We start from the raw sequence: 23,748 nt of genomic DNA, 5'->3' as shown, positions 1-23,748 counted from the left end.
TCCCGCAGTGCACCGCGCTCCTTGGCGTCGGCAGCGTCAGATGTTAATAAGAGCCAGCCAGAGGGGCTTGTTCCTCCAGATGCGTGACATGCGCGGACAGACCGCCGCAGCTGAGCTTCGTGGTGATGTACGCAACGCTGGCCGGCGATTCGGTGCAAGGGGCATGCGAATGGCATTCCGGAGGTGAATCCACGCAGGGCCTGGACCTGCCGCCGATCGTCTATCGTGGCCTCATGAAATGCCGCCTGTACCACCCCGCCGATGCCAGCGCCTGCCTGTCGATTTTCGACAGCAACGTACCCACCTACTTCGCGCCCGAAGAGCGCAGCGACTTTGAACGCTTCCTGCGCGAACAGGCCACGGACTGCGCATACCAGGTCATCGAGCGCGATGGCAGCATCGTGGCCTGTGGCGGCCTGTCGCGATACGGCGACGGCCGTGCCGGTTTCTGCTGGGGCATGGTGCAGCGCGCGCTGCACCGGCAGGGGCTGGGCCGCGAACTGGCGCTGGCACGCCTGCGCCTGGCCGAAGCGGATCCCTCGATCAAGCGCATCACGCTCAGCACCAGCCAGCACTCCCAAGGGTTCTACGCCGGCCTCGGCTTCCAGCTGACACGGGTGATCGCCGATGGCCACGGCGCCGGGATCGACGCCGTGGAGATGGAGCGGAGGGTGTAGCCCTCCGCCCTGGCCCGGATCCACACCGCGCGCGGATCCCTCGTTGACCTGCTCCCCTCAGAAGCCCACGCGCAGGTTGATCTGCCCGCCGACATCGCGGCGACCATCGCCATGCTGGCCCTGCACGAACATCGACAGCTGGCTGTTGCGGCCCAGGCCGACCGCCACGCCCACCTGGCTGACCAGCGCATTGCGGGCCATCACCGCGCTGTAGACATCGAAGGCATTGCCGCCCACCGCGAAGCGGTTGCGGCTGGCCACGTCGGTGTCACCGGAGGCGTGCTGCCAGCCGAGGCCGACGGTCAGCTGCGCCGGGAAGCGCTCGCCGCTGCCCACGTCCCAACGGCCACGCACGCCGACCGTGCTGACATTGAGCGTGTCCTTGCCGCCTTCCAGCACCAGCGCGGCCGTACCGCCCTGCTCCACCGCACGATCGCTGTCGACCCAGTGCCGGGTGAACTGCACGTACGGCTGCAATTGGGTCCGGCCATGGGTCCAGGTCCAGCTGCCTTCGGCCTGGGCGATGGTCACGTCCGAATCCTGGCGGCTGTACAGGGTCTGGCCCAGCAGCGGCACTTCGCGCGTGGTGCGCGTACGGTAGTCACCGCGCGACACGCTGCCACCGACCGCGAAGCCGTTGTTCCACTGTCCCTGCGCATACAGGCCGAAGGTGTTGCCACGCAGGCGGGCGCGCGAGCTGCGATCGTACAGGCGCGTGTCCAGGCGCTCATTGCCGGCCGCCGCACCCAGCACCACATGCTCGCCCAGCTGCCAGTCCACACCGGCCATCAGTGCATTGCGATTGGCACGGATCTGGTCACCGTTGCCATCGCCATCCTGCTTGAACACCTTGCCGCTGCCGGCCAGCCAGGCCGAAGCGCGCTCGCCGCGCACGGTCGGCAGTTCGCTGCCCAGGCGCTGGCGGATGCCTTCTTCCAGGTAGTTGTCGTACAGCAGCACCGCACGGCTGGCCGCATGCACTTCGCCGGAAAGCTGGTCGAACGCCGCGCGTGCGGTGCCGGCGTCGTACATCAGCAGCGTGTTGTACAGCCCCAGCGCCGAGCCCGTCTGCGGCAGGCTGTCCAGTGCGGCCGCAGTGTTGTACTGGTTGCGGCTGTTGGCCACGCTGGTGAAGGCCGCAGTCTGCGCCACGTCGATCTCCAGGTTGGCGGTGTTGGCGGTGTAGACCGGCGTGATGGTCAGGAAGGCCGACGGCGTGGTCGCCGAAGCGAACTGCCCGTTCAACCCACCTGCGGCATTGATCACGGTGTACTGCTGGCCCTGCTGGTAGCTGGTGCTGGGCGAAATGGTGTTCACCTGCACAATGCTGCCGCCCACATTCGCACTGCCGCCGACCTGCACGGTATCGCTGCCGGTGGCGCCCAGATCGATGCCCAGCGTGCTGCCCGGGGACAGCGTGAGGTTGCCGCCAACGGTGATCGTACCGGTGCCGTTGCCCGCGCCGTTGCCGTTGCCCGTGCCATTGCCCGGCGACAGCACGCCGCCGCTGGAGACCGTCACGCCACCGCCAGTGCCCCCGATGGTGCCGGTGCCGGACAGCGTGGTGCCGCTGCCGATGGTCCACTGGCCGCCGATGTTGCCGGTGACATTCAAGCCACCACCGGTGACCTGGCCGGTACCGCTGAAACCACCGCTGTTGCCGCCGAGGTTGAGGCTGCCCGGACCGGCCTGCACGATACTGCCGCCACCGCTGATGGAGCCGCCCAGCGTGGTGGTACCACCGGTGTTGATCACCAGGCCGCCGTTGTTGGTGATGTTGCCGGTGATGGAACCGCTGGCCCCGCCGTTACCGACCTGCACTGTGCCACCGGCAGTGATGGTGGTGCCGCCGGTATAGGTGTTGTTGCCGGTCAACACCAGCGTGCCGCTGCCGGCCTGGGTCAGTCCGCCACTGCCGCTGATGGTGCCGCCCACCGTGGTGGTGCCGCCGACGTTGAACACCAGGCTGCCGTTGTTGCTGACGTTGCCCGCGATGGCACCGCCGATGCCACCGTTGCCGACCTGCAGCGTGCCCCCGGTGTTGATGGTGGTGCCGCCGGTGTAGGTGTTGTTGCCGCCCAGGATCAGCGTGCCGCTGCCGGCCTGGGTCAGGCCACCGCTGCCACTGATGGTGCCGCCCACCGTGGTGGTGCCGCCGACGTTGAACACCAGGCTGCCGTTGTTGGTGACATTGCCGCCGATCGCGCCGGTCGCGCCGCCGTTGCCCACCTGCAGCGTGCCGCCGGTGTTGATCGTGGTGCCGCCGGTATAGGTGTTGTTGCCGGTGAGCGTGAGCGTGCCGCTGCCGGCCTGGGTCAGGCCACCGCTGCCGCTGATGGTGCCGCCCAGCGTGGTGTTGCCGGCCACATTGGACACCAGCGAGCCGTTGTTGGTGACATCACCGATGATCGAACCCGTCGCGCCACCGTTGCCGAGCTGCAGCGTGCCACCGGCGTTGATGGTGGTGCCACCGCTGTAGGTGTTGTTGCCGGTCAGCAGCAGCGTGCCACTGCCGGCCTGGGTCAGGCCACCGATGCCGCTGACGGTGCCGCCCAGCTGCGTGTTGCCGGCCACGTTGGAGATCAGCGCGCCATTGTTGGTGATGTCACCGGCAATCGAACCGGTGGCGCCGCCATTGCCCACCTGCAGCGTGCCACCGGTGTTGATGGTGGTGCCTCCGGTGTAGCTGTTGTTGCCGACCAGGGTCAGCACACCCGCGCCGGCCTGGGTCAGTGCGCCACTGCCACTGATCGCGCCACCGACCGTGGTGTTGCCGGCCACGTCGAACACCAGGCTGCCGTTGTTGGCGACATTGCCGGTGATGGCACCGGTCGCGCCGCCATCGCCGACCTGCAGCGTGCCACCGGTATTGATGGTGGTGCCGCCGGTATAGGTGTTGTTGCCGGTGAGGGTCAGGGTACCGGCGCCGGCCTGGGTCAGGCCGCCGCTGCCGCTGATGGTGCCCCCCAGCGTGGTGTTGCCGGCCACGTTGGACACCAGCGCACCGTTGTTGGTGATGTCGCCGACGATCGCGCCGGTCGCACCGCCGTTGCCGACCTGCAACGTGCCACCGGCATTGATCGTGGTTCCACCGGTGTAGGTGTTGTTGCCGGTCAACACCAGCGTGCCGCTGCCGGCCTGGGTGAGGCCGCCGCTGCCGCTGACCACGCCCCCTACCGTTGCCGTGGTACCCAGGTTGTAGACCAGGCTGCCGTTGTTGGTGATGTCGCCCAGCACCGAACCGGTGCTGCCGCCATTGCCGATCTGCAGCGTGCTGCCGCCGTTGATGGTGGTGCCGCCGGTATAGGTGTTGTCGCCACTCAGCGTCAGCGTGCCGGTGCCGCCCTGCACCAGGCCACCGGTACCACTGAGTACGCCAGCGAAGGTGGTGCTGGTGTTGTTGCCGCCGGTGGTCAGCGTTGCGCCACCCAGCGCGACGGTGCTGCCGGCAACACCGGCCAGGCCGCCAATGCTCTGGTTGCCACCGGCGCTGATGTCCAGGGTGCCGGTGCCGGCCAGGTTCACCGTGCTGGCGCCGGACAGGCTGCCGCCCGCGCCCACCGCCAGCGTGCCGCTGTTGAGCGTGGTGGTGCCGGTGTAGCTGCTGGCGCCGGTCAGGGTCAGCGTGGCCGCACCGTCCTTGATCAGGCCGCCGGCGCCGGAAATCGCGCCACCGAGGGTCAGGTCGTTGCTGCCAAGCACGTCGAGGTTGGCGCCGGCGCCCAAGGCGACGTCGTTGCCCAGGATCACCGCCGCGTTGGCATCCAGCGTGCCGTTGCCGGCGACGGTGAGCGCACCGCTGCCCAGTGCCGCGTTGTTGCCGACCAACAGGCCACCGGCATTGAGGGTGACACCGCCAGTGAAGGTGTTCGCACCGCCCAGCGTCTGCACGCCCGCACCGTCCTTGATCAGCGCGCCGGTGCCACCGATGACGCCGTTGAACGCGGTGTTGCCGACGCCGCCGAGGGTCAGCGTGTTGCCACCCAGCGACACAGTCGAGCCCGCCACGCCCGCCAGCGAGCCGATGCTCTGGTTACCGCCTGCGGAGATATCAAACGCGGTACCTGCATTGGCCAGGGTGACCGCACCGGTCGCCGCCAGGCTGCCGCCGGCGCCGATCGCCAGCGTGCCGGCGTTGATGGTGGTGCCGCCGGTGAAGGTGTTGGTGCCGGTCAGGGTCTGGGTCCCGGTGCCTTCCTTGATCAGCCCACCGGTGCCCGCCACCGAACCGGCGAAGGTGCCATTGGTGGCATCACCGATGGTCAGCGTGTTCGCACCCAGGTTCACCGTACCGTCGCCGAGCAGCGTGCCAAACACCTGCGTACCGGCGCCGGCCGACAGATCGAAGGTCGCGCCGCTGGCCAGGTTGACGATGCCATTGGCATGCAGGCTGGCCCCCGCGCCCAGCGCCAGCGTGCCGGCATTGATGAACGTGCCGCCGGTATAGGTGTTGGCGCCATTCAAGGTCAGCGTGGCCAGGCCGTTCTTGGTGAGCGAACCGACGCCGCTGAGGCTGCCGTTGAGGGTCAGGTCGTTGCTGCCCAGCACGGTCAGGCCGGCATTGAGGACGAAGTTGTTGCCCAGGGTGATCGCGCTGCTGGAATCGAGCGTGGCAGCGCCGCCCACGGTCACCGCACCGGTGCCCAGCGCGGCGTTGTTGCCCACCACCAGGCCACCGGCGTTGAGGATGACACCTCCACCGAAGGTATTGGCACCGGTCAGTGTCTGCACGCCGGCACCGTTCTTGATCAATCCGCCGCTGCCGCTGATCACGCCGCTGTAGGTGCTGTCGGCCACGCCGCCCAGGGTCAGCGAGTTGCCGCCCAGCGCCACGCTGCTGCCGGCCACGCCGGCCAGCGAACCGATGCTCTGGTTGCCACCGCCGGAGATGTCCAGCGTGCCGGCACCGGCAAGGTTCACCGCGCCGGTAGAGGCCAGGCTGCCGCCGGCACCGATGGCCAGCGTGCCGCTGTTGATGGTGGTACCGCCGGTGTAGGTGTTGGCGCCGGTCAGGGTCACCGTGGCCGCACCATTCTTGATCAGGCCACCGCCTCCGCTGATGACGCCACCCAGCGTGAGCGCGTTGCTGCCGAGCAGATTGAGGTTGGCACCGGCCGTGAGATTGACGGCATTGCCAAGCGTCACCGCCAGGCTGCTGTCCAGCGTCGCATCGGCACCGACGTTCAACGCACCGCTACCCAGTGCAGCGTTGTTGCCGACCAGCAGCCCACCGCCGTTCAATGCCACGCCGCCGCTGAACAGGTTGGCGCCACCGAGGGTGAGAATGCCCGCACCGTTCTTGACCAGCCCGCCGGTACCGGCAATCGCGCCATCGAAGGTGCTGCTGCTGACGCCCCCCAGGATCAACGTGTTGGCGCCCAGGCTGACCGTCGAGCCAGCCACGCCGGACAACGAGCCGATGGTCTGGTTGGCGCCGGAGGCCGAGATGTCGAAGCCCGCACCGGGCGCTGCCACGTTCACCGCACCGGTCGCCGCCAGGCTGCCACCGGCGCCGATCGCCAGCGTGCCGGCGTTGATGAGGGTGCCACCGGTGTAGGTGTTGTTGCCGGTCAGTGTTTCGATACCGCTTCCGACCTTGGTCAGGCTACCGGTGCCGGCGATCGAACCGCTGAAGGTACCGTTGACGGCACTGCCGACTTCGATGTTGTTGGCACCCAGGTTGACCGTACCGTCGCCAACCAGCGTGCCGAACACCTGTGTACCGTTGCCGGCCGACAGGTCCAGCGTGGCGCCGGTGGCGAGATTGACGGTGCCGCTCGCTGCCAGGCTCGCGCCGGCGCCGAGCGCAAGCGTACCGGCATTGACGAGGGTACCGCCGCTGTAGGTGTTGATGCCGTTCAAGGTCAGCGTTGCAAGGCCGTTCTTGGTCAGGCTGCCGGTACCGGAAAGCACTCCGTTGAGGGTGAGTGCGTTGGTGCCCAGCACGGTCAGCCCGGCATTGAGCACCACGTTGTTGGCCAGCGTCGCCAGCCCGGTGGTGTCCAGCGTGGACGCACCGCCCACGGTGAGTGTGCCCGTACCCAGCGCCGCATCGTTGCCCAGCACCAGGCCACCGGCGTTGAGCGAGACGCCGCCGCCGAAGGTATTGGCGCCGGACAGGGTCTGCACGCCGGCCCCCACCTTCACCAGCCCGCCGCCGCCACTGATCAGGCCATCAAACGCGCCGTTGGCAGCGCTGCCGAAGGTCAGCGAATTGCCGCCCAGGGCCAGCGAAGTTCCCGCCACGCCGTTGAGCGCACCGATGGTCTGGCTGCTGCCTGCACCGGAGATGTCGAAGATCGCCCCCGCAGCCCCCAGCGTGACGTCACCTGCCGCGGCCAGGCTGCCGCCCGCGCCCAACGCGAGCGTGCCGGCATTGACGGTGGTGCCACCGGTATAAGTGTTGGCGCCGGACAGCGTCAGCGTCGCACCGCCGTTCTTGATCACGCTGCCATTGCCGGCCACGGTGCCGCCCAGGGTCAGCGCGTTGCTGCCCGGCAGGGTCAGCGCCACGCCCGATCCCAGGTTCACGGCGTTGCCCAGCGTCACCGCAGCGCCGGCATCCAGCGTCGTGCTGCCAGACACATTCAACGCACCGGTGCCCAGCGCGCCGCTGGCGCCGACCACCAGGCCGCCACCGTTCAGGGTCAGGCCACCGTCAAAGGTGTTGCTGTTGTTGAGCGTCAGCAGGCCAGCACCGTTCTTGACCAAGCTGCCGTTGCCACTCAGCACGCCGCCCAGGGTGAGGTCGTTGCTGCCGCCCAGCGTCAACTGCGTGCCGGCACCGAAGTTCACCGCGTTGGCAAGGTTCAGCGCCACCGTGTTGTCGAGACTGACCGCGGCACCGACGCCGAGCGCGCCGACCCCCAGCGCATCGGCATTGCCCAGCACCAGGCCACCGCCATTGAGCGCCAGGCCGCCACTGAAGGTATTGGCACCGGACAAGGTCTGGATGCCGGTACCGGTTTTGACCAACCCGCCCGTGCCGCTGATCACGCCATCAAAACTGGCGTTGGCATTGGTGCCGAAGGTCAACGAATTGCCGCCCAGGGTCAGCGCGGTGCCGGCCACGCCGTTCAACGCAGCGATGGTCTGGTTGCCACCGGCCGCGGAAATATCGAAGCCCGCACCGGCATTGCCGAGCGTCACATCGCCGGCCGCTGCCAGGCTGCCGCCTGCACCCAGCGCCAGCGTGCCGCTGTTGACGGTGGTGCCGCCGGCATAGAGATTGGCACCACTCAGGGTCAACCGTGCCGCACCGTCCTTGATCAATCCACCGGCGCCGAACACCGGCCCGCTCAGCGTCAGGTCGTTGCTGCCCAGCACGGTCAGGTTGGCACCTGCGGCCAGGCCGATGCTGTTGCCCAGGTTCAGTGCGGCGCTGGCATCCAGTGAGGCATTGCCCCCCACATCCAGTGCGCCCGTGCCCAGTGCGCCCGCATTGCCCAGCCGCAGCACACCGGCATTGAGGCCGACACCACCGGAGAAGGTGTTGGCGCCATTCAAGGTCAGTGTCGAAGCGCCGTTCTTGACCAGTTCGCCGGTTCCGGCAATCACACCGCCCAGCGTCACCTCCTGGCTGCCCAGCAGATCCAGCACCGCGCCGCCTGCCAGGTTCACGCCATTGCCCAGCGTGAGCGCGACGCTGCTGTCCAGGGTCGTGTTCCCCGCCACATTCAATGCACCGGCACCCAGCGCGCCGACATTGCCCAGCAGCAGGCCACCGGCGTTGAGTGCCAGGCCACCGCTGAAGGTGTTGGCACCATTGAGCGTCAGCGTGCTGGCGCCGTTCTTGACCAGCGTGCCCGTGCCGGAGATCACGCCGCCGACGGTGGTTGCCTGGCTGCCTGGCAGTGTCAGCGAAGCACCGCCGCCCAGTGCGATGTTGTTGGCCAGGTTGAGCGCCGTCAGGCCATCAAGCGTGGCGGCACCATTGACATTCAGCGCGCCGCTGCCCAGCGAGGCACTGCTGCCGAGCAGCAGGCTGCCGGCATTGAGCGTCAGCCCACCGCTGAAGGTATTGGTGCCGGTCAGGCTCAATACCGATGCGCCGTTCTTGACCAGGCTGCCGGTCCCGGCCACCACACCGCCCAGGGTCAGGTTCTGTGCGCCCGGCAGCGTCAGCGAACCGGTCAGGTTCACCGCATTGCCCAGGTTCAGTGCAGCGGTGCCGTCCAGCGTGCCGTTGCCGCTGACAGTCAAGGCGCCACTGCCGAGGGCACCGTTGTTGCCCAGCAGCAGCCCACCGGCAGCCAGGTCCAGGCCACCGCTGAAGGTGTTGGCCCCATCCAGCGTCTGTATACCGGCGCCCTGCTTGATCAGGCCGCCGGTACCGGTGATGACGCCTGCCAGGGTCTGGTTGGTGGCATCGCCGAAGGTCAGCGTCGTGGCGCCGAGCGCCAGCGTGCTGCCGGCCACGCCACTGAGCGCGCCCACGGTCTGGTTGCCGCCGGCGGACAGATCCAGCACCGCGCCGGCGCCGCCGAGCGTGACCGCGCCGGTTGCGGCCAGACGGCCACCGGCACCGATCGCCACCGTGCCCGCATTGATGGCGGTGCCGCCGATGTAGGTGTTGGCGCCGCTCAGGGTCAGTGTTGCGGCGCCATTCTTCACCAGGCTGCCGGTACCGCCGATGACACCGCCCAGCGTCAGTGCATTGCTGCCGAGCACGTTGAGCGACGCACCGCCGCCCAGATTGATGCCATTGCCCACGCTCAGCGCCGCACCAGCATCGAGCGTCACCGCGCCGCCTACATCCAGTACCCCCGTGCCCAGCGCGCCGGCATTGCCCAGCACCAGGTTGCCGGCATTCAACGCCAACCCGCCTGCGAACGTATTGGCCCCGTTGAGCGTCAGCGTTGCCGCGCCGCTCTTGGCCAGCCCACCGACGCCATCGATCACGCCGTTGAGCGTCAGTGCCTGGTTGCCCGGCAGGTTCAAGGTTCCGCCTGCGCCCAGCGTGATCGCATTGGTCAGTGACAGCCCGGTGGTGCCATCCAGGCTCGCGTTGCCGCCGACACTGAGCACGCCGGTACCAAGTGCCGCGTTGTTGCCCAGCAGCAGGCCACCGGCGTTGAGCGCGATGCCGCCGCTGAGATTGTTGACACCCGACAGGGTCTGCACACCGGTACCCAGCTTGATCAGGCCACCGGTGCCCGCGCCGAACGTACCGGCATAACTGGTATCGCCGAGCCCACCGAGGGTCAGCGTGCGGCTGCCCAGGTTGACCGTGCCGCCGAGGCCAGCCAGCGAACCGATGGTCTGGTTGGTGGCCGCGGAAAGATCCAGGCTGGTGCCCACGCCCACGGTGATCGCGCCGGTGGGCGACAGGCTGCCGCCCGCGCCCAGCGCCAACGCGCCGCCGAGAAGATTGAAGGCGCCGGTCAGCGCATTGCTGCCGTTCAAGGTCAGGGTGCCGGCCCCGTTCTTGGTCAGGTTGCCGGCGCCGGAAATCGAGCCGTTCAAGGACAGCGCGTTGCTGCCCAGCAGGTTCAGCGAGCCGCCGCCGTTGATCACCAGGTTGTTGCCCAGCACGAAGCCGCCGCTGGTGTCGAGCGAGGCGCTGCCACCGACGGTCAGGTTGCCGCTGCCCAGGGCACCGGCATTGCCCAGCACCAGGCCGCCGGCATTGAGGTTGACGCCGCCGCCGAACAGGTTTGCACCGCCCAGCGTCACCACACCCGTGTTGCTGACGGTCAGGCCGCCGCCACCGGACAGCACGCCATTCAAGCTGAAGCCCTGCGTGCCGCCCAGGGTCAATGCGCTGTTGAGCGTGAAGTTGTTGCCCAGCGCCAGGCCCGCGCCGCTGGCAGCGATGGTGCCGCCGTTGACGGTGAACAGCCCGGAGCCGAACGAGGTGCTGCTGTTGAAGTTGACCAGGCCGCCGCCGAGGGTGATGGCGCCGGTTCCCGACCACGGTCCCTGCAGGTTCCAGGTGCCGCTGTTGACGGTCAGCCTCTGGAACCCGAGGTAGTTGCTCCAGCCGATGCTCGTGGCCGGTCCGTTGTTGCCGGCATTGTCCTGCAGCACCAGCGTGTTGCTGGCCGCACCGGTACCGGCGCCGGCATCGACGGTTCCCGCAGCGGCCACCTTCACCCCGGTCACGCCAACCAGCGTGCCCGCTGCAGCCAGGCCTCCCCCCGCAGCAACACTGGAGCCGGCTACGGCCGTGAAAGTATTGCCCCCGGTGGAATCACCCAGATGCACGCTGCCGCTGACCGTGCCCGCATTGATGAAGGTATTTCCCGCCGAAGCACCCAGGCCGACGCGACCGGTGATGCTGCCGCGGTTGGTCACATTGGCCTGTGCACCGCCGTAGGTCACCACCGAGGTTGCGTCGGCCACCTGGCCCAACCCCAGCAGCGACATTCCGATCGAACCGTCGTTGACCAGGGTGGTCGTGCCACCGGAAGCATTCTGCGCAACCACCGCCTGGCCGCCGAAGCCAAGCAGCGTGCCGATATTGAAGATGCCTTTGATCTGGCCACCGGTCTCGTTGTTGACCGTGATCAAGCTGCCACCGGCGGCGCTGTTGCCGACCACCAGGCCGGCGGCGGCCAGGCTCAGCCCGCCGGTCACGGACGGATCGATCGTGCCGGCGTTGCTGACGGTGGTGTTGCTGCCGGTCAGCGTCACCGCGTTGCCGCCCACCAGCACGGGCACGCTGATTACTGCGCCGCTGGCGATGTTCAGGGTCAGCCCGTTGGTACCATTGACGTAGTTGGTGATGTTGGTTGAGCTATCGCAATTGACCGTGGTGGTTCCCGTGCACGCCGCGAACGCCGAACCGCTGGCCAGCGTGGCGGCCAGAGCAACCGCCAGCTGATGCGCCCGCAGGCGCGGTGGCCGCTCGGTGGCAACCGCGCTACCGCCAGGATTCCGGGCAACCTCCGATGCAACCTGCATTACGCCGAGGGAGCGATTGAAAACCAGACGGTAAATGCGGTTCATCGGTAAATCTCCATGAAAAGACCGGATGGCACTGCGGGCAGGTTTTTTTGAAGACGATGCAGCCCATCCCGGTTCCCGCCACGGAAACAAGGCCTGCTGCATTAACTTCGGAAAATCTTCACATCTTCACGCGGACCCGCATCAGGAGCGGCATTCCAGCGTATTCCTCCGCACGGAAACTCCCCGATTCCGCACAACGAATGGCGGCACTGTGCGACCGGCGCCGCCAGTGCCGCGTGAATCATCCACCGAAATTTCATGACGTACGTCAAATAAAACGGGTGGGTAAATCCATTTTGCCGGAAATGCACATCGCATATTCACAGCAGGCCGAACCTGCACTGCATAATCCGGGCGGGATAAACCCTCAGCTACTGGAGAGTTTCATCAGGACCAGGCCGGAAACGATAAGCACGGCCGCACCAATCCGCATCGGGCTGACCTGTTCGCTGAGGAAAACGATGCCGACCACGAATGCACCGACCGCACCAATGCCGGTCCAGATCGTGTAGGCGGTACCCAGCGGCAGGCTGCGCATGGCCACTGCCAGCAGCCAGAAGCTGGCGATCATGCCGATGAGGGTCACCACGGTAGGGGTGAGCTTGCTGAAGCCTTCGGACTGCTTCATGGATACGGCCCAGACGATTTCCAGCAGGCCGGCGAACAACAGATAGATCCAGGCCATGACGGCCCTCCTCTTGGTAGGGCCAGGCCGTCCTGGTCTTTGATTCCCGATGTGGGGGAGGCCGTTCCTCCTGGCCGGCATTCTAGCAACGGGGAACTGCCGCGGCCGGCCTGGCCGGGAACGGGTTACAGCCGATTCAGTGCGTGAAGCTGGCGCCGGTGCGTGCGCCTGCGGTAGAATGTGCGCCTGCCATCGGCCAGCCGATGCGCAGTCCGGCTGTGGTCTCCGGCGCAACCCGCGCTGCTTCCCCTGATCCGTGAACTGGCCGCCCACCGGGCGGCCAACGTCTCTATGGTGGCCCCTTCGGCCCCTCGCGACGCTAGGTCGAAAACCCCGCCAGGGCCGGAAGGCAGCAACGGTATCGATCGACGCGGGCGCCGAGGCCAGCCGGCGGGGCCACCGCCTTTTGCGGCGACGCCCCGCCTCTGGTAGATGCCAACCCTGGTTGGCGCCCTTCGCCGGGCATGGCCCGGTGCTATCGTGCTTCCGGCGTGCCCTGGTGGAAGACCATGCGCCATCCGTCCCCATGCCGGCGCCACAGCGAGCTGCGCAGCACCCAGCGTTGCGCCAGGCCATCGACGTGATGGCGGCTGCGATAGCGCACCTGGGCCAGCCCCTCGGCGAACACCCACACCGCGTACTGATCGGACTCGATCAGCACCTGCGCGCGCTCCAGCGGGATCTCCTGCAACGCCGCATCACGGCCATAGCACCGCCCGGAACTGCCGATTTCGCTGAAATCCTCGTCCAGCAACGCGGCAAGGCGCTCACGCTGCGCACGCACCTGCGGTGCATGCAGCGCGCGCTCCAGCGCCTCCAGTTCGGCGGCCAGCGCCGTATCGGCGGGCTGGCCGACTCCGCTCACGGCGGATCCTGCGCCAGCACGTGCGGCGCGGTCGGGGCGGCCAGCGGCACGCACTGGCCCGGCTGCGCCACGCGGTGCCCGCGCGCCGCCAAAGCGCTGCCATCGGCCACGCTGGCGTAGTGGTAGAGCATCATCCGCGCCTGCAGCTCGGCGCTGTACTCGCGCTCCAGGTCATCCACGCCGGTATGCGACGGGTTGCCATGCAGGCCGCAGTCGTGGGCGATCAGCTCGTTGTCGCTGGCGAAACGGGCCAGCATCTCCGGAATCGGCCGGGTATCGCCGCTCCAGGTCAGCGCGCCCTGCAGGCGCAGGCCATAGGCCGTCTCCGGCCAGTGATGGCGCACCGGGAACACCTCCAGGCGCACTCCCTCGTGCCAGAACGCATCGCCCACCACGATCAGCTGGAACGCGTCCCAGAAGTTGGCACCACCCTCGGCCAGCACGTTCGGATAGTCACCGATGCGCCTGTGCAGCAGCGGCACCACCGTGGCCGGCACGTACAGGCGCACCTTGCCGCGCCGCTGCGCATTGAAGAAGGTATCGACGAACAGCCGTTCGAAGCCGGCCACGTGGTCAAGGTGCACATGGGTCACGAACAGCGCCTGCGGCATGTGCCCGTAGTGCGCCTTGAACGCGGTCAGGCCTTCACCGCCACAGTCGATGGTCAGCCACGGCCGGCCATCGCGCTCGATCACCGACATCGGCGACCCCAGCTCGACCGCCGACGCATTGCCGACACCGAGGAAACGCAACGACCAGTCCATCAGGTGCCCCGGTTCCAGGCCATGTCATAGGCGCGGCGCAGCCGCGCGTAGTCCTTCTGCACGTCTTCCACGCTGCGTTCGCCGCGCAGCTTGATCAGCGAGCGCAGCAGGCGCTTGAGATTGCGTTCGCGCCAGGCGGTGGCCGGAATACGGATGACCCCACGGTCGAAGTCGATCAGCCAGCCGTGGCCGTTGCCATCGAACAGGATGTTGTGCGCGTTGAGGTCGGCATGGTCCAGCCCGGCACGATGGAAGCGGGCGATCAGCCGACCGGTCTCCTCCCACGGCGCGCCGCGGCCGGCAACCAGTGCGCGGTCGGCCAGCGAGCGTACGCCCTCGATCCGCTCCATCAGGATCGCGGCCCGGTAGCGCAGGCCCTCGCGCATGTAGAACGCGGCGATCGGCCGGGGCACCGGCAGCTTCTTCTCGCGCAGCGCACGCATCAGCCGGAATTCGGCGAAGCTGCGGGTCCGGTCCGAGCCGCGCCACAGGTACTGGTCGTGGCTGAGCTTCGCGGCCAGGCCCCCCCGCAGGTAGTGCCGCAGCACGCTGGCGCCGAACGGTGCATCGACGAACCAGGCACTGCCACGGCCCCCCTCGCCCACCGGCCGGGCCCTGCTGCCCCAGTGCTGTGGCGAGAACAGGCCGATCTCGGCTTGCCGCAGCCGCTCGCGGTCGAACAGAATGGCCCCGATGCCGCGACCCTCGCGGCATGGCGTCAGCGCTTCATTGGCGTCGAATGCGACCATTTCATTGAGTCTAACAACACATGGCATCAGCGTCCTCATCCTTGTGCCTCCTGCGCCTGTCCGCACTCGGCGATGTCACCCACGTCGTGCCCCTGGTGCGCACGCTGCAGGCCGCGCGCCCGGATACGCCGATCCATTGGATCATCGACAAGGCCGGCCACAAGCTGCTGGATGGCCTGCCGGGCGTCACCTTCCATGCCTACGACAAGAAGAGCGGCATGGCCGGGGTCAAGGAACTGCGCCGGGAGCTGCCATCGGGGCGCTTTGAAGCGCTGCTGCAGATGCAGGTCGCATTCCGCGCCAATCTGCTGTCGGCCTTCATTCCGGCCGATCGCCGCATCGGCTACGACCGCAGCCGCTCCAAGGACCTGCACGGGCTCTTCATCAACGAACGCATCCCCGACCGCCCGGGCATCCACGTACTGGATGCGATCGGCAGCTTCTGCGAACCGCTGGGCCTGCGCCAGACCGAGGTCAGCTGGGACCTGGCCGTGCCGCCGTCGGCTCATGAGTGGGCTGCCGCGCAGTGGCAGGACGACGGTCGCCCGGTGCTGATGATTTCCCCGTGTTCCAGCCACGTGCGCCGCAACTGGTACGCCGACCGCTATGCTGCCGTGGCCAACCACGCCGCCCAGCGCGGCTGGCAGGTGGTGCTGTGCGGTGGCCGCAGCGAGCTGGAACGCAGCATGGCCGACGCCATCCAGACCCAGCTGCAGACGCCGGCACTGGATCTGGTCGGCAAGGACACGCTCAAGCAGCTGCCCGCGCTGCTGGCCCGCGCCAACCTGGTGATGACACCTGACTCGGGCCCGATGCACATCGCCAACGCGGTGGGCACCAAGGTGCTGGGCCTGCATGCGGCCAGCAACCCGCACCGCAGCGGCCCTTACTCGGACCGCCGTTACTGCGTGGACCGCTATGACGATGCAGCGCGCAAATACCTTGGCAAGCAGGCCGCCGATCTGAAATGGGGCACCAAGATCGAGTTCGACGAGGTCATGGAACTGATCACCGTGGAAGACGGCATCGCCGCCTTCGAACGCTACGTCGCCGACCACCTGGGGTGAGCGGCGGGCTGCGCGGGATCACGCGCGCTGCGCGTAATCCTGGTAGGACTTCTCTTCCACGTACGCTGAACCCAGCGCCAGGTTGATCGCCTTCTTGATACGCGCGCGTTCGTCGTTGCGCAGGTAGACGCTGCGCGCCAGGTCGATGAAGCCCTGGTCGAACGCCTGCGCCTTCTCCTTCAGGCGGATGTCGTCCTCGATGTCCCACAGCTGTTCGTTGACGGCCTTCAGCTCGGCACGCAGCTTGGCGATGTCCTTCACCGCCGCCGGGTGTGCCATCCAGGTCTTCTCCAGCGCCGACAGCTCCCTGCGCACATTGGCCAGCTTGCCCTCGTCACTGATGCGCTCGGACTTGATCTGCAGGATCGAGATCTTGTCCAGCAGCTCGCCGAAGGAAACGGGAACGAGGATTTCAGCGGTCATGGGGAGAGGCTCCAGCAGGTGATGGGCATATCGTAACCCGCAGCGCCCGAACAGACCGGCCAGGCAGCGCCATGCCATCAGTGGATGAGGCTGCCAGCAGGAACAGCATCCGCGCATGACGTGGATCTACTGATGCATCTGGAGCAACAAGCCCCTCGGTTGAGGGGCTGCCCCGGCAGGGGCGGGGAGAGGCAGGCAAAGGGAGGGGCCCACACGTTGCGCAGCAATGTGTGGGGCGACGCGCTCTGCGCGTCGCGTCCCGCGCCAGATAAAGAAAAAGGGCTGCCTTTTGTCCGCCCTCTCCTGTCCTGCAGATAAGGAGAATTCATCAAAGCCCTCCGATCCACCTCGCGCGGAACCCTCCGCAGCAACAAGCCCCTCGGTTGAGGGGCTGCCCCGGCAGGGGCGGGGAGAGGCAGGCAAAGGGAGGGGCCCACACGTTGCGCAGCAATGTGTGGGGCGACGCGTTCTGCGCGTCGCATCCCGCGCCAGATAAAGAAAAAGGGCTGCCTTTCGGCAGCCCTTTTTCTTTATCTGGCGGAGAGGGGGGGATTCGAACCCCCGAGGCGCTATAAACGCCTGCCTGATTTCGAGTCAGGTACATTCAACCACTCTGCCACCTCTCCGGGTGGTCCCCGGCGGACCGGGGACGCGCATCATACGAGGAAGTGAGCCCGGCGACAAGTCATTCCGGCCCACGAAGTGAAAAATACCTGCGTGCATGCCTTGCCGGATGGCTGAAGCCCCCCGATGATGCCTGTCTCCCCCCGCAATACCCCGCCCACGACCCACCATGATCGAATTCGGACACCTCACCCATCCCGGCCTGCGCCGCGAGCTCAACGAGGACACCTACTACGGTGACAGCGAGCTGGCCCTGTGGCTGGTGGCCGACGGCATGGGCGGTCACGCCTGCGGCGAAGTGGCCAGCGCGCTGGCACGCGAGACCATTGTCCGCGAGGTGCGGCGCGGTGCATCGCTGGTGCAGGCCATCCGCACCGCCGATGAAGAGATCATCCGTGCCTCGCGGCGGCGCAACGACACCCTGCCGATGGGCACCACCGTGGTCGCCGCCCGCGTGCAGGGCAATCGTTATGAGGTGGCCTGGGTCGGCGACAGCCGTGCCTACCTGTGGCGCGACGGCCAGCTCGCCCAGCTCAGCCAGGACCACAGCGTGGTGCAGGAACTGGTCGCGCAGGGCAACCTGACCGCCGAACAGGCGCGTGCGCACCCGCATCGCAACGTCGTCACCCAGGCACTGGGCGTGACCGACCCGGCGCATCTGAATGTGGCCACCACCAGCGGTGAGCTGCGCCCGGGCATGCAACTGCTGCTGTGCAGTGACGGCCTCACCGAAGAGGTGGATGACCGTGGCATCGCGCGCACGCTGGCCTTCGACGATGCCAGCGCGCAGGAATGCGTGGACACACTGGTGGCCGCCGCACTCGATGGCGGCGGCCGCGACAACATCAGCGTGATCCTGGTGCGCTGCCACTGAGCCCCGCGCATGAGCCGAGCATGGGCTCGGCTCTACAGTGGATCCACGCCATGCGTGGATGATCAGGCGCTGGCGGCTTCTTCCACCTTCGGGCCATCCCACAGTGCGTGGCCGGCCTTCTTGCGCAGTCGCTCCAGCCGTGCAGCGTGCGCTTCCCGTTCCGACGGCGTAGCCACCACGCGCGGGCGCGGCAGCAGCTTGCTGGTGTCGAACGCCTGCAGCGCCGCACCGGCGCCACCACCCTCATCATCCCCCAGCCCGAAGCCGATCTCTTCCTGGCCCGAGGTCAGTGCGATATAGACATCGCCCAGGATCTGCGCATCGAGCAGGCCACCGTGCAGGGCGCGGTGCGAGTTGTCCACGCCCAGCCGCTTGCACAGCGCATCCAGCGAATTGCGCTGGCCGGGGAAGCGCTCGCGCGCCATCACCAGCGTATCGATCACCGTGCAGCGGTCGGTGATCTTCCCGTACTGCGGGCCCAGCAACGAAAGTTCGTTGTCGAGAAAGCCCAGGTCGAACGCCGCGTTGTGGATGATCAGTTCGGCGCCATCGATGAACGCCAGGAACTCGTCGGCGATCTGCGCGAAGTCCGGCTTGTCCTCCAGGAACTCCAGGGTCAGGCCGGTGACTTCCTGTGCGCCCTGTTCGAATTCGCAGTCCGGCTTGATGTACTGGTGGTAGTTGTTGCCGGTCGGGCGGCGCTTGAACAGCTCCACGCAGCCGATTTCAACGATGCGGTTGCCCTTCTTCCATTCCAGGCCGGTGGTTTCGGTATCGAGGATGATCTGACGCATGGGCTCAGTTTACCGGGCTGGAATCGCGGATCTGGATCGCCGCGTTGCGGGCCAGGGTATCGACCCGTTCATTGTCCGGATCACCGGAGTGGCCCTTTACCCAGCGCCAGTCGATCTGGTGCCGCAACGTGGCCGCATGCAGGCGCTCCCACAGCTCGCGGTTCTTCACCGGATCGCCGCCGGCGGTCTTCCAGTTCTTGCGGATCCAGCCGGGCATCCACTGGGTCAGGCCCTGCCGCACATACTGCGAATCGGTGTAAAGCACGATGTTGCACGGCTCGGTCAGCGTCTCCAGCCCGGAGATCGCCGCCATCAGCTCCATCCGGTTGTTGGTGGTGTGCGCTTCGCCACCGCTCAGTTCGCGCTCGTGGCCCTTGTAACGCAGCAGCGCGGCCCAGCCGCCCGGGCCTGGATTGCCAAGGCAGGAACCGTCGGTGTGGATTTCAATGGTTTTCAATACAACTCCAGGATCAGGTAGCAACGGTGCCGTGCCAGCGCACCGGCAACGGTTTCGGCCCGGGCAGGGCCAGCGTGCGTTTTTCCGCGTGGAACAGGCAGGCGGCGCGCAGCGGCGCCCAGCCATCGGCGCGGCGACTGCCCTCGCCGCGCCAGAGCGGGCCCAGGTAACGCATATCGTCGCACTCCAGCCCATGACGGCCGAGCAGCAGGCGGATCCGCTGCGGCGTGCGCACCACCAGTCCATGCTGGCGCCAGCGCGTGCGGTAGGGACTGAACGGATTGAGGCTGCTCAGCCACAGATGCCCACCCGGCATCAGCACCCGTTCGCATTCGTCCAGCAGCCGGTCCGCATCGGCGGCGGTGACATGTTGCAGCACGATGGCATTGACGCTCTCGTTGGCCAGCGGCAACGGCAGCGCGCAACGGGTATCGCCGGCATAGCCGCCGCCCTGCCGGTACAGGCGCAGGCCGCGCCCGGCCAGCGCTGCGTCGCCCAGCCAGGCCGCACTCGGCGCGATCCACAACCAGGGCTGCGTCGGCAGCGCCGACAGCTGCGGCAACAGCACCTGCCGTTCCAGAACGCGCAGGGCCGCCGCCGGTTCGCTGTCGAACCACGGGGCCTGGCTCGCTTGACGGGTGCTCTGCAGCGCGGGCATGGTCCAATTCTATGCGACTGACTGCCCTGCCCGCATTTGCGGACAACTACATCTGGACCCTGATCGGCGATGACGGCGCGGCCGTGGTCGTCGACCCCGGCGATGCAGCCCCGGTGCTCGCACTGGCCGATCAGGGACTGCACGTGGACACGATCCTGCTCACCCACCACCACGACGATCACATCGGCGGCGTGCCCGCGTTGCAGGCCCGTTTCCCCGGCGTGCGGGTGGTGGCCCCCGTGGAGGAGCGCATCGCAGGTGCGACCGAGCGGGTCGGCGAAGGTGAACACGTTCAGGCACTGGGGCAGATGTTCCACGTACTATCCGTGCCCGGGCATACCCGCAGCCACATCGCGTTTCACACCGCTGAACATCTTTTCAGCGGAGATTCGTTGTTCAGCCTGGGCTGTGGACGCCTGTTCGAAGGTACGCCGTCCCAGCTGCTGGCGTCGATGCGCAAGCTGGGTGCCTTGCCCGCGCAACTGCTGCTTTGTTGCGCCCACGAGTACACCGTGTCAAATGCCGTCTTCGCGCGGCATGTCGACCCCGCCAACGCTGCCCTGTGGCAGCGCCAAGAGGAGGCTTTGGCCATGCGCCGCGATGACCGTTCCACCCTGCCGGTAACCCTGGCCAACGAATTGGACTGCAATCCCTTCCTGCGTGTGCACACCGCACCGATCCGTGCGTCGGTGTCGGCACACCTGGGCCGTGACGTCGTGGACGACGTCGACGTGATGGCCGGTCTCCGGCACTGGAAAGACGGCTTCCGCGCATGATGCGCCGAAGTCTGACGCTGGCCTTGGGGCTTGCCCTGGGGCTGGCCGGGAACGCGGGCGCGCAGTCGCTGGGCGCCGGCATCAGCCAGAACCTGACCGCCGCCGCGGCCCTGCCGCTGGATCCGTCAGCGTTGCCGGCCCCGTCGGTACGCAACGGCCAGGAGATCTTCACCAGCTTCCGCGACGGCCTGGCCGAGCCCAGCTGCGACGCCGAGGCCACCAGCCCGCGCTGGCAGAAGCAGTTCGCCCATGCGCCCTCGCGCCTGGCCAACCAGGATGACGATGCGCTGGTGCTGTTCGGCTATGTGGTCGAAGAGCTGCGCAAGGCCAGCCTGCCCACCGAGTTCGCCCTGATCCCGTTCGTGGAAAGCGGCTACCGGCCCAACGCCCGCAACGGCAGCGGCCCCACCGGCCTGTGGCAGTTCATCGCCACCACCGCACGCAACCACCGCGTGCCGATGAGCAACGGCTACGATGGCCGCCTGTCGGCGGTGGATTCAACCCAGGCTGCGGTGCGTTACCTGAAGACCCTGCACGGCATGTTCGGTGGCGACTGGCGCCTGGCCACCATGGCCTACAACGCCGGTGAATACCGGGTGCTGCAGTCGCTGCGCAAGGCCGGCATGAATGCGCAGAACGCCAAGCCGTCCGCCCTGCCCGGCCTGTCGCCGGTTACCTATGCCTACGTCGAGAAGCTGCATGCCCTGGCCTGCGTGCTGGAAGACGTGGAAGACCAGCCGGGCGTGATGGCCTCGCTGGACCGCACCGTACCGGTGCTGAAGGACCACACCCTGCCGGCCGGCACCAGCGTCCAGCAGTGGGCCGCACAGCGCGCCCTGGACCCGGCCCGCATCACCCGCCTCAACCCCGCCCTGGCCGGCGGTGGCCGCGCCTCGGGCACCACCCGCGTGCTGGCGCCGGTCTCGGCTGCCAGTGCGACGGTGACCGAGGCCGCAACCGCGCTGGTCGCCAGCGCCGCCCCGGTGGCCGCAGCCCCTGTGCCGCAGGCCGCCAAGACCGTTGCCGCGGTCGCCGATCGTCCGCGCAGCCGTCGCCACACCGTCCGCGATGGTGAGTCGGCCTGGACCATCGCGCGCCGCTACGGCATGCCGGTGAAGGCCCTGCTGTCGCTGAACGGCCTGAGCGGCAGCAGCGTGCTGAAGCCCGGCGCGGTGCTGCGCGTCGAAGACTGACGCGCCCGCCAGGCACTCCCGTAGAGCCGAGCCCATGCTCGGCTTTTTCTTGCCTGCGCCCGGCAGATGCAGTCGAGCACGGCTCGACTCTACAAAAAGCGGTCGAGCAGGCTCGACCACTCCCCCCGCGCAAGCGCGCCACAAACGACGCGAAGACAAAAAAGGCCCGGCAAAGCCGGGCCTTTCTCGTTCACGGATGACGCAGCGCTTACAGGTTCGCTTCAGTGGTCTGGATCACGAACTTCTTGCGCATCGTCTCGATGTAACCCTTCGCAGCGGCCATGCCGTCGATCTGGCTCAACTGATCCTTCAGCTGCTTCTGCTGCTCGGCGGTCACTTCCTTGATGTCGCCCGGGTTGACCTTGTTCACCGCGAACAGCAGCGCGTGGCCGTTGACATCCACCTTGCCGTAGCTCGGCTTGCCTTCGGCCGGCACCGGCGCGCTGAAGATCGCGCGGTTGATTTCCGGGGTCGGCACCGGCTGGCTGCGCGGCAGGCCCGGCATCGGGCTCAGCTGCAGCTTCTCGCTGGCCGCCAGCGACTGCAGGGTGGCCCCACCCTTGAGCTTGGCCAGGATGGCATCGGCGGCCTTGTCGCTGGCCTGGCGCTGGCGGTCGGCACGGATCGCGGCGATCACCTGCTCACGCGCCTTGTCCAGCGGCAGCGCCTGTTCCGGGGTGTGCGCGGCCACGCGGATCACCACGCTGTGGTTGGTGGCGCCGCCCAGCGCGATCGGATCGCTGGCGGTACCGTCCTGCACCAGCACGTCGGAGAACGCAGCGCGCAGCACGGCCGGATCGGCGGCAATGCCGCTGGCGGTGGCACGGGTGATCGGGCCCAGGGTCTGCAGCGGCAGGTTCACTTCCTTGGCCGCCGCCGCCAGGTCGCTCGGGCTCTTGTTGATGGCATCGACCAGACGGCCGGCCAGATCGTTGAAACCACGTTCGCCATCGGCCTTGAGCTGCTCGGCCGCCAGCGTGTCACGCACTTCCTCGAAGGACTTGCCTTCGCCACCACGCACTGCGGCGACCTTGATGATGTGGTAGCCGAAGTCGGTCTTGACCGGGCCGATCACGTCACCCGCCCTGGCCGCAAACAGGGCGTCCTCGAACGGCTTGACCATCGCGCCACGCTCGACCCAGCCCAGGTCACCGCCCTGCGCCTTCGAACCCGGATCTTCCGAATTGGCCTTGGCCAATGCAGCGAAATCGGCACCGGCTGCCTTGGCCTCGGCCGCGAGCTTGTTGGCCTTGGCTTCGGCACCCTCACCGGTGATCAGGATGTGCGAGGCCTGGCGCTGCTCCGGCGAAGTGAACTTCGCCTTCTCTTCTTCATAGCGCTTGCGCAGGGTGGCTTCATCGGCCGGCGTCGGCGCCGGCAGGTTGCCACCGTTGATCTCGACATACTCCAGCGAAACGGTTTCGGCCTGGCGGAAATCCTTGCCATGGCTGTCGTACCACTGCTTGATCTGTGCATCGGTGACCGGCGCGGTATCGGCCGGCACTTCCGGCAGTGCGGCCAGTTCGACGTCGCGGGTCTCGCCCAGCAGCTTCAACAGGCGCTCGGTTTCGGCCTGGGTAACGAAGCCGGAGTTCTGCAGGCCTGCCGGGATCACGGACTGCTGCAGGCTCTCGCGCACCAGTTCCTGGAACTGGGTCGGCGTACGCGGCGGATTGCCACCGGCCAGTGCCAGGCGGTAGTTGTTCTCGTTGAACTTGCCGTTCGCATCGAGGAAGGCCGGCATCGTGGCGATGTACTCGCGCACCGCGCCATCACCGATCACCACGCCGGCCTGCTCGCCGACCAGGCGCACAACCTGCTCGTCGATCAGCTGGTCGAGCACTGCCAGCTTGTTCTGGGTGCTTTCGAACGCGCGCGGGTCGAAGTTCTCGCCCTGCTGCTGGCGCTCACGCATGCGCTCCTGCTCGAAGCGGGTGCGGAAATCCTGCGCACTGATCTCGTGGTGCTGCCACAGCATGCGCACCGGCCACCACGACGGTGCCGAACGCCACCAGGTCGGCGGCGCGGAAACCTTGGCCACGTTCTGTGCGCCAACGCCACCGAGGTAGCTGTTGTCGATCACGAACAGGAACGGAATCATCAGCAGCCCCAGGATCACGGTGACGATCCAGCCTGAGGTCTTGTCGCGGAGTTTCTGCAGCATGGTGAGGAATCACAAGGCCTGATTGGCG

At 67.5% G+C, this 23,748-nt stretch carries 15 protein-coding genes, 1 tRNA gene and 1 other RNA gene; 6 read left to right on the top strand and 11 right to left on the bottom strand.

Features of this window, described 5'->3' with window-relative positions; translation table 11 throughout:
- Positions 1 to 233 precede the first annotated feature (233 nt).
- Positions 234 to 677, top strand: coding sequence for a GNAT family N-acetyltransferase (locus ARC23_RS09160; RefSeq protein WP_057496950.1), 444 nt, complete (start codon positions 234 to 236; stop codon positions 675 to 677).
- 57 nt (positions 678 to 734) lie between these two features.
- Here the strand turns inward: ARC23_RS09160 and ARC23_RS09155 are convergent, their stop codons facing one another.
- Complete coding sequence (locus ARC23_RS09155; RefSeq protein WP_057496949.1) at positions 735 to 11,627, bottom strand: autotransporter-associated beta strand repeat-containing protein; 10,893 nt, start codon at positions 11,625 to 11,627, stop codon at positions 735 to 737.
- A 367-nt stretch (positions 11,628 to 11,994) separates the two neighbouring features.
- Positions 11,995 to 12,312, bottom strand: coding sequence for a DMT family transporter (locus tag ARC23_RS09150; protein ID WP_057496948.1), 318 nt, complete (start codon positions 12,310 to 12,312; stop codon positions 11,995 to 11,997).
- 300 nt (positions 12,313 to 12,612) lie between these two features.
- Between ARC23_RS09150 and ffs the strand changes: the two genes are divergently transcribed.
- Positions 12,613 to 12,709: signal recognition particle sRNA small type (ffs, locus tag ARC23_RS20440), an RNA gene on the top strand.
- Between the two features lie 78 nt (positions 12,710 to 12,787).
- Here ffs and ARC23_RS09145 read toward each other — a convergent pair.
- The 3 genes from ARC23_RS09145 to ARC23_RS09135 are packed head-to-tail and all read right to left on the bottom strand — an operon-like array spanning position 12,788 to position 14,690.
- Entirely contained in the window at positions 12,788 to 13,177 is a 390-nt protein-coding gene (locus tag ARC23_RS09145; RefSeq protein ID WP_057496947.1) for a nuclear transport factor 2 family protein, read from the bottom strand.
- Positions 13,174 to 13,941, bottom strand: a complete 768-nt coding sequence (locus ARC23_RS09140; protein WP_057496946.1) for an MBL fold metallo-hydrolase — start codon at positions 13,939 to 13,941, stop codon at positions 13,174 to 13,176. The genes ARC23_RS09145 and ARC23_RS09140 overlap by 4 nt, the downstream gene beginning before the upstream one ends.
- Positions 13,941 to 14,690 (bottom strand): 3-deoxy-D-manno-octulosonic acid kinase, encoded by a 750-nt coding sequence (locus ARC23_RS09135; RefSeq protein WP_057496945.1) that lies wholly within the window; start codon positions 14,688 to 14,690, stop codon positions 13,941 to 13,943. The genes ARC23_RS09140 and ARC23_RS09135 overlap by 1 nt, the downstream gene beginning before the upstream one ends.
- 20 nt (positions 14,691 to 14,710) lie before the next feature.
- Here ARC23_RS09135 and ARC23_RS09130 point away from each other — a divergent pair, with 20 nt between their 5' ends.
- The gene (locus ARC23_RS09130; protein WP_057496944.1) at positions 14,711 to 15,757 is read left to right on the top strand and encodes a glycosyltransferase family 9 protein; all 1,047 of its coding nucleotides are present in this window, start codon (positions 14,711 to 14,713) and stop codon (positions 15,755 to 15,757) included.
- Between the two features lie 18 nt (positions 15,758 to 15,775).
- On the opposite strand, the gene ARC23_RS09125 is transcribed toward ARC23_RS09130, so the two are convergent.
- Both ARC23_RS09125 and ARC23_RS09120 read right to left on the bottom strand, forming a co-directional pair.
- Positions 15,776 to 16,180 carry a DUF6165 family protein gene (locus tag ARC23_RS09125; RefSeq protein ID WP_049466382.1) on the bottom strand — a complete coding sequence of 135 codons (405 nt, stop codon included), beginning with the start codon at positions 16,178 to 16,180 and terminating at the stop codon, positions 15,776 to 15,778.
- A gap of 535 nt (positions 16,181 to 16,715) precedes the next feature.
- Positions 16,716 to 16,806 (bottom strand) — tRNA-Ser (locus tag ARC23_RS09120).
- A 167-nt stretch (positions 16,807 to 16,973) separates the two neighbouring features.
- Between ARC23_RS09120 and ARC23_RS09115 the strand changes: the two genes are divergently transcribed.
- Complete coding sequence (locus ARC23_RS09115) at positions 16,974 to 17,678, top strand: PP2C family protein-serine/threonine phosphatase (protein ID WP_057496943.1); 705 nt, start codon at positions 16,974 to 16,976, stop codon at positions 17,676 to 17,678.
- 62 nt (positions 17,679 to 17,740) lie between these two features.
- Here ARC23_RS09115 and dnaQ read toward each other — a convergent pair whose 3' ends face one another.
- Genes dnaQ through ARC23_RS09100 form a run of 3 tightly spaced genes read right to left on the bottom strand, consistent with a single transcriptional unit; the run spans position 17,741 to position 19,587 of the window.
- The gene (gene dnaQ / locus ARC23_RS09110) at positions 17,741 to 18,472 is read right to left on the bottom strand and encodes a DNA polymerase III subunit epsilon (protein ID WP_057496942.1); all 732 of its coding nucleotides are present in this window, start codon (positions 18,470 to 18,472) and stop codon (positions 17,741 to 17,743) included.
- A gap of 4 nt (positions 18,473 to 18,476) precedes the next feature.
- A complete protein-coding gene (gene rnhA, locus ARC23_RS09105; RefSeq protein ID WP_014036151.1) occupies positions 18,477 to 18,929 on the bottom strand; it encodes a ribonuclease HI in 453 nt (150 codons plus the stop codon).
- 13 nt (positions 18,930 to 18,942) lie between these two features.
- Complete coding sequence (locus tag ARC23_RS09100; RefSeq protein ID WP_057496941.1) at positions 18,943 to 19,587, bottom strand: methyltransferase domain-containing protein; 645 nt, start codon at positions 19,585 to 19,587, stop codon at positions 18,943 to 18,945.
- An 11-nt stretch (positions 19,588 to 19,598) separates the two neighbouring features.
- On the opposite strand from ARC23_RS09100, the gene gloB reads away from it, so the two are divergent.
- Together gloB and ARC23_RS09090 are read left to right on the top strand one after the other, a co-directional pair.
- Positions 19,599 to 20,363, top strand: coding sequence for a hydroxyacylglutathione hydrolase (gene gloB, locus ARC23_RS09095; protein ID WP_057496940.1), 765 nt, complete (start codon positions 19,599 to 19,601; stop codon positions 20,361 to 20,363).
- Positions 20,360 to 21,556 (top strand): lytic transglycosylase domain-containing protein, encoded by a 1,197-nt coding sequence (locus tag ARC23_RS09090; RefSeq protein WP_057496939.1) that lies wholly within the window; start codon positions 20,360 to 20,362, stop codon positions 21,554 to 21,556. Before gloB ends, ARC23_RS09090 begins: the two co-directional genes overlap by 4 nt.
- A 208-nt stretch (positions 21,557 to 21,764) precedes the next feature.
- On the opposite strand, the gene ARC23_RS09085 is transcribed toward ARC23_RS09090, so the two are convergent.
- On the bottom strand, positions 21,765 to 23,720 hold the full coding sequence (locus tag ARC23_RS09085) for a peptidyl-prolyl cis-trans isomerase (RefSeq protein ID WP_057496938.1): 1,956 nt from the start codon (positions 23,718 to 23,720) through the stop codon (positions 21,765 to 21,767).
- Positions 23,721 to 23,748: the final 28 nt, after the last annotated feature.

This window comes from Stenotrophomonas beteli, from assembly GCF_001431665.1.
Classification (GTDB): Bacteria; Pseudomonadota; Gammaproteobacteria; order Xanthomonadales; family Xanthomonadaceae; genus Stenotrophomonas; species Stenotrophomonas beteli.
This window is presented reverse-complemented; position numbering and strand designations above follow the sequence as displayed.

What these genes read in the sequence shown, in the direction of transcription:
- dnaQ (WP_057496942.1), bottom strand. Translation starts at nt 18,472, where the DNA reads ATGCGTCAGATCATCCTCGATACCGAAACCACCGGCCTGGAATGGAAG.
- ARC23_RS09100 (WP_057496941.1), bottom strand. Translation starts at nt 19,587, where the DNA reads ATGCCCGCGCTGCAGAGCACCCGTCAAGCGAGCCAGGCCCCGTGGTTC.
- ARC23_RS09150 (WP_057496948.1), bottom strand. Translation starts at nt 12,312, where the DNA reads ATGGCCTGGATCTATCTGTTGTTCGCCGGCCTGCTGGAAATCGTCTGG.
- ARC23_RS09140 (WP_057496946.1), bottom strand. Translation starts at nt 13,941, where the DNA reads ATGGACTGGTCGTTGCGTTTCCTCGGTGTCGGCAATGCGTCGGCGGTC.
- ARC23_RS09115 (WP_057496943.1), top strand. Translation starts at nt 16,974, where the DNA reads ATGATCGAATTCGGACACCTCACCCATCCCGGCCTGCGCCGCGAGCTC.
- ARC23_RS09160 (WP_057496950.1), top strand. Translation starts at nt 234, where the DNA reads ATGAAATGCCGCCTGTACCACCCCGCCGATGCCAGCGCCTGCCTGTCG.
- ARC23_RS09155 (WP_057496949.1), bottom strand. Translation starts at nt 11,627, where the DNA reads ATGAACCGCATTTACCGTCTGGTTTTCAATCGCTCCCTCGGCGTAATG.
- ARC23_RS09090 (WP_057496939.1), top strand. Translation starts at nt 20,360, where the DNA reads ATGATGCGCCGAAGTCTGACGCTGGCCTTGGGGCTTGCCCTGGGGCTG.
- ARC23_RS09085 (WP_057496938.1), bottom strand. Translation starts at nt 23,720, where the DNA reads ATGCTGCAGAAACTCCGCGACAAGACCTCAGGCTGGATCGTCACCGTG.
- ARC23_RS09130 (WP_057496944.1), top strand. Translation starts at nt 14,711, where the DNA reads ATGGCATCAGCGTCCTCATCCTTGTGCCTCCTGCGCCTGTCCGCACTC.
- ARC23_RS09125 (WP_049466382.1), bottom strand. Translation starts at nt 16,180, where the DNA reads ATGACCGCTGAAATCCTCGTTCCCGTTTCCTTCGGCGAGCTGCTGGAC.
- gloB (WP_057496940.1), top strand. Translation starts at nt 19,599, where the DNA reads ATGCGACTGACTGCCCTGCCCGCATTTGCGGACAACTACATCTGGACC.
- ARC23_RS09135 (WP_057496945.1), bottom strand. Translation starts at nt 14,690, where the DNA reads ATGGTCGCATTCGACGCCAATGAAGCGCTGACGCCATGCCGCGAGGGT.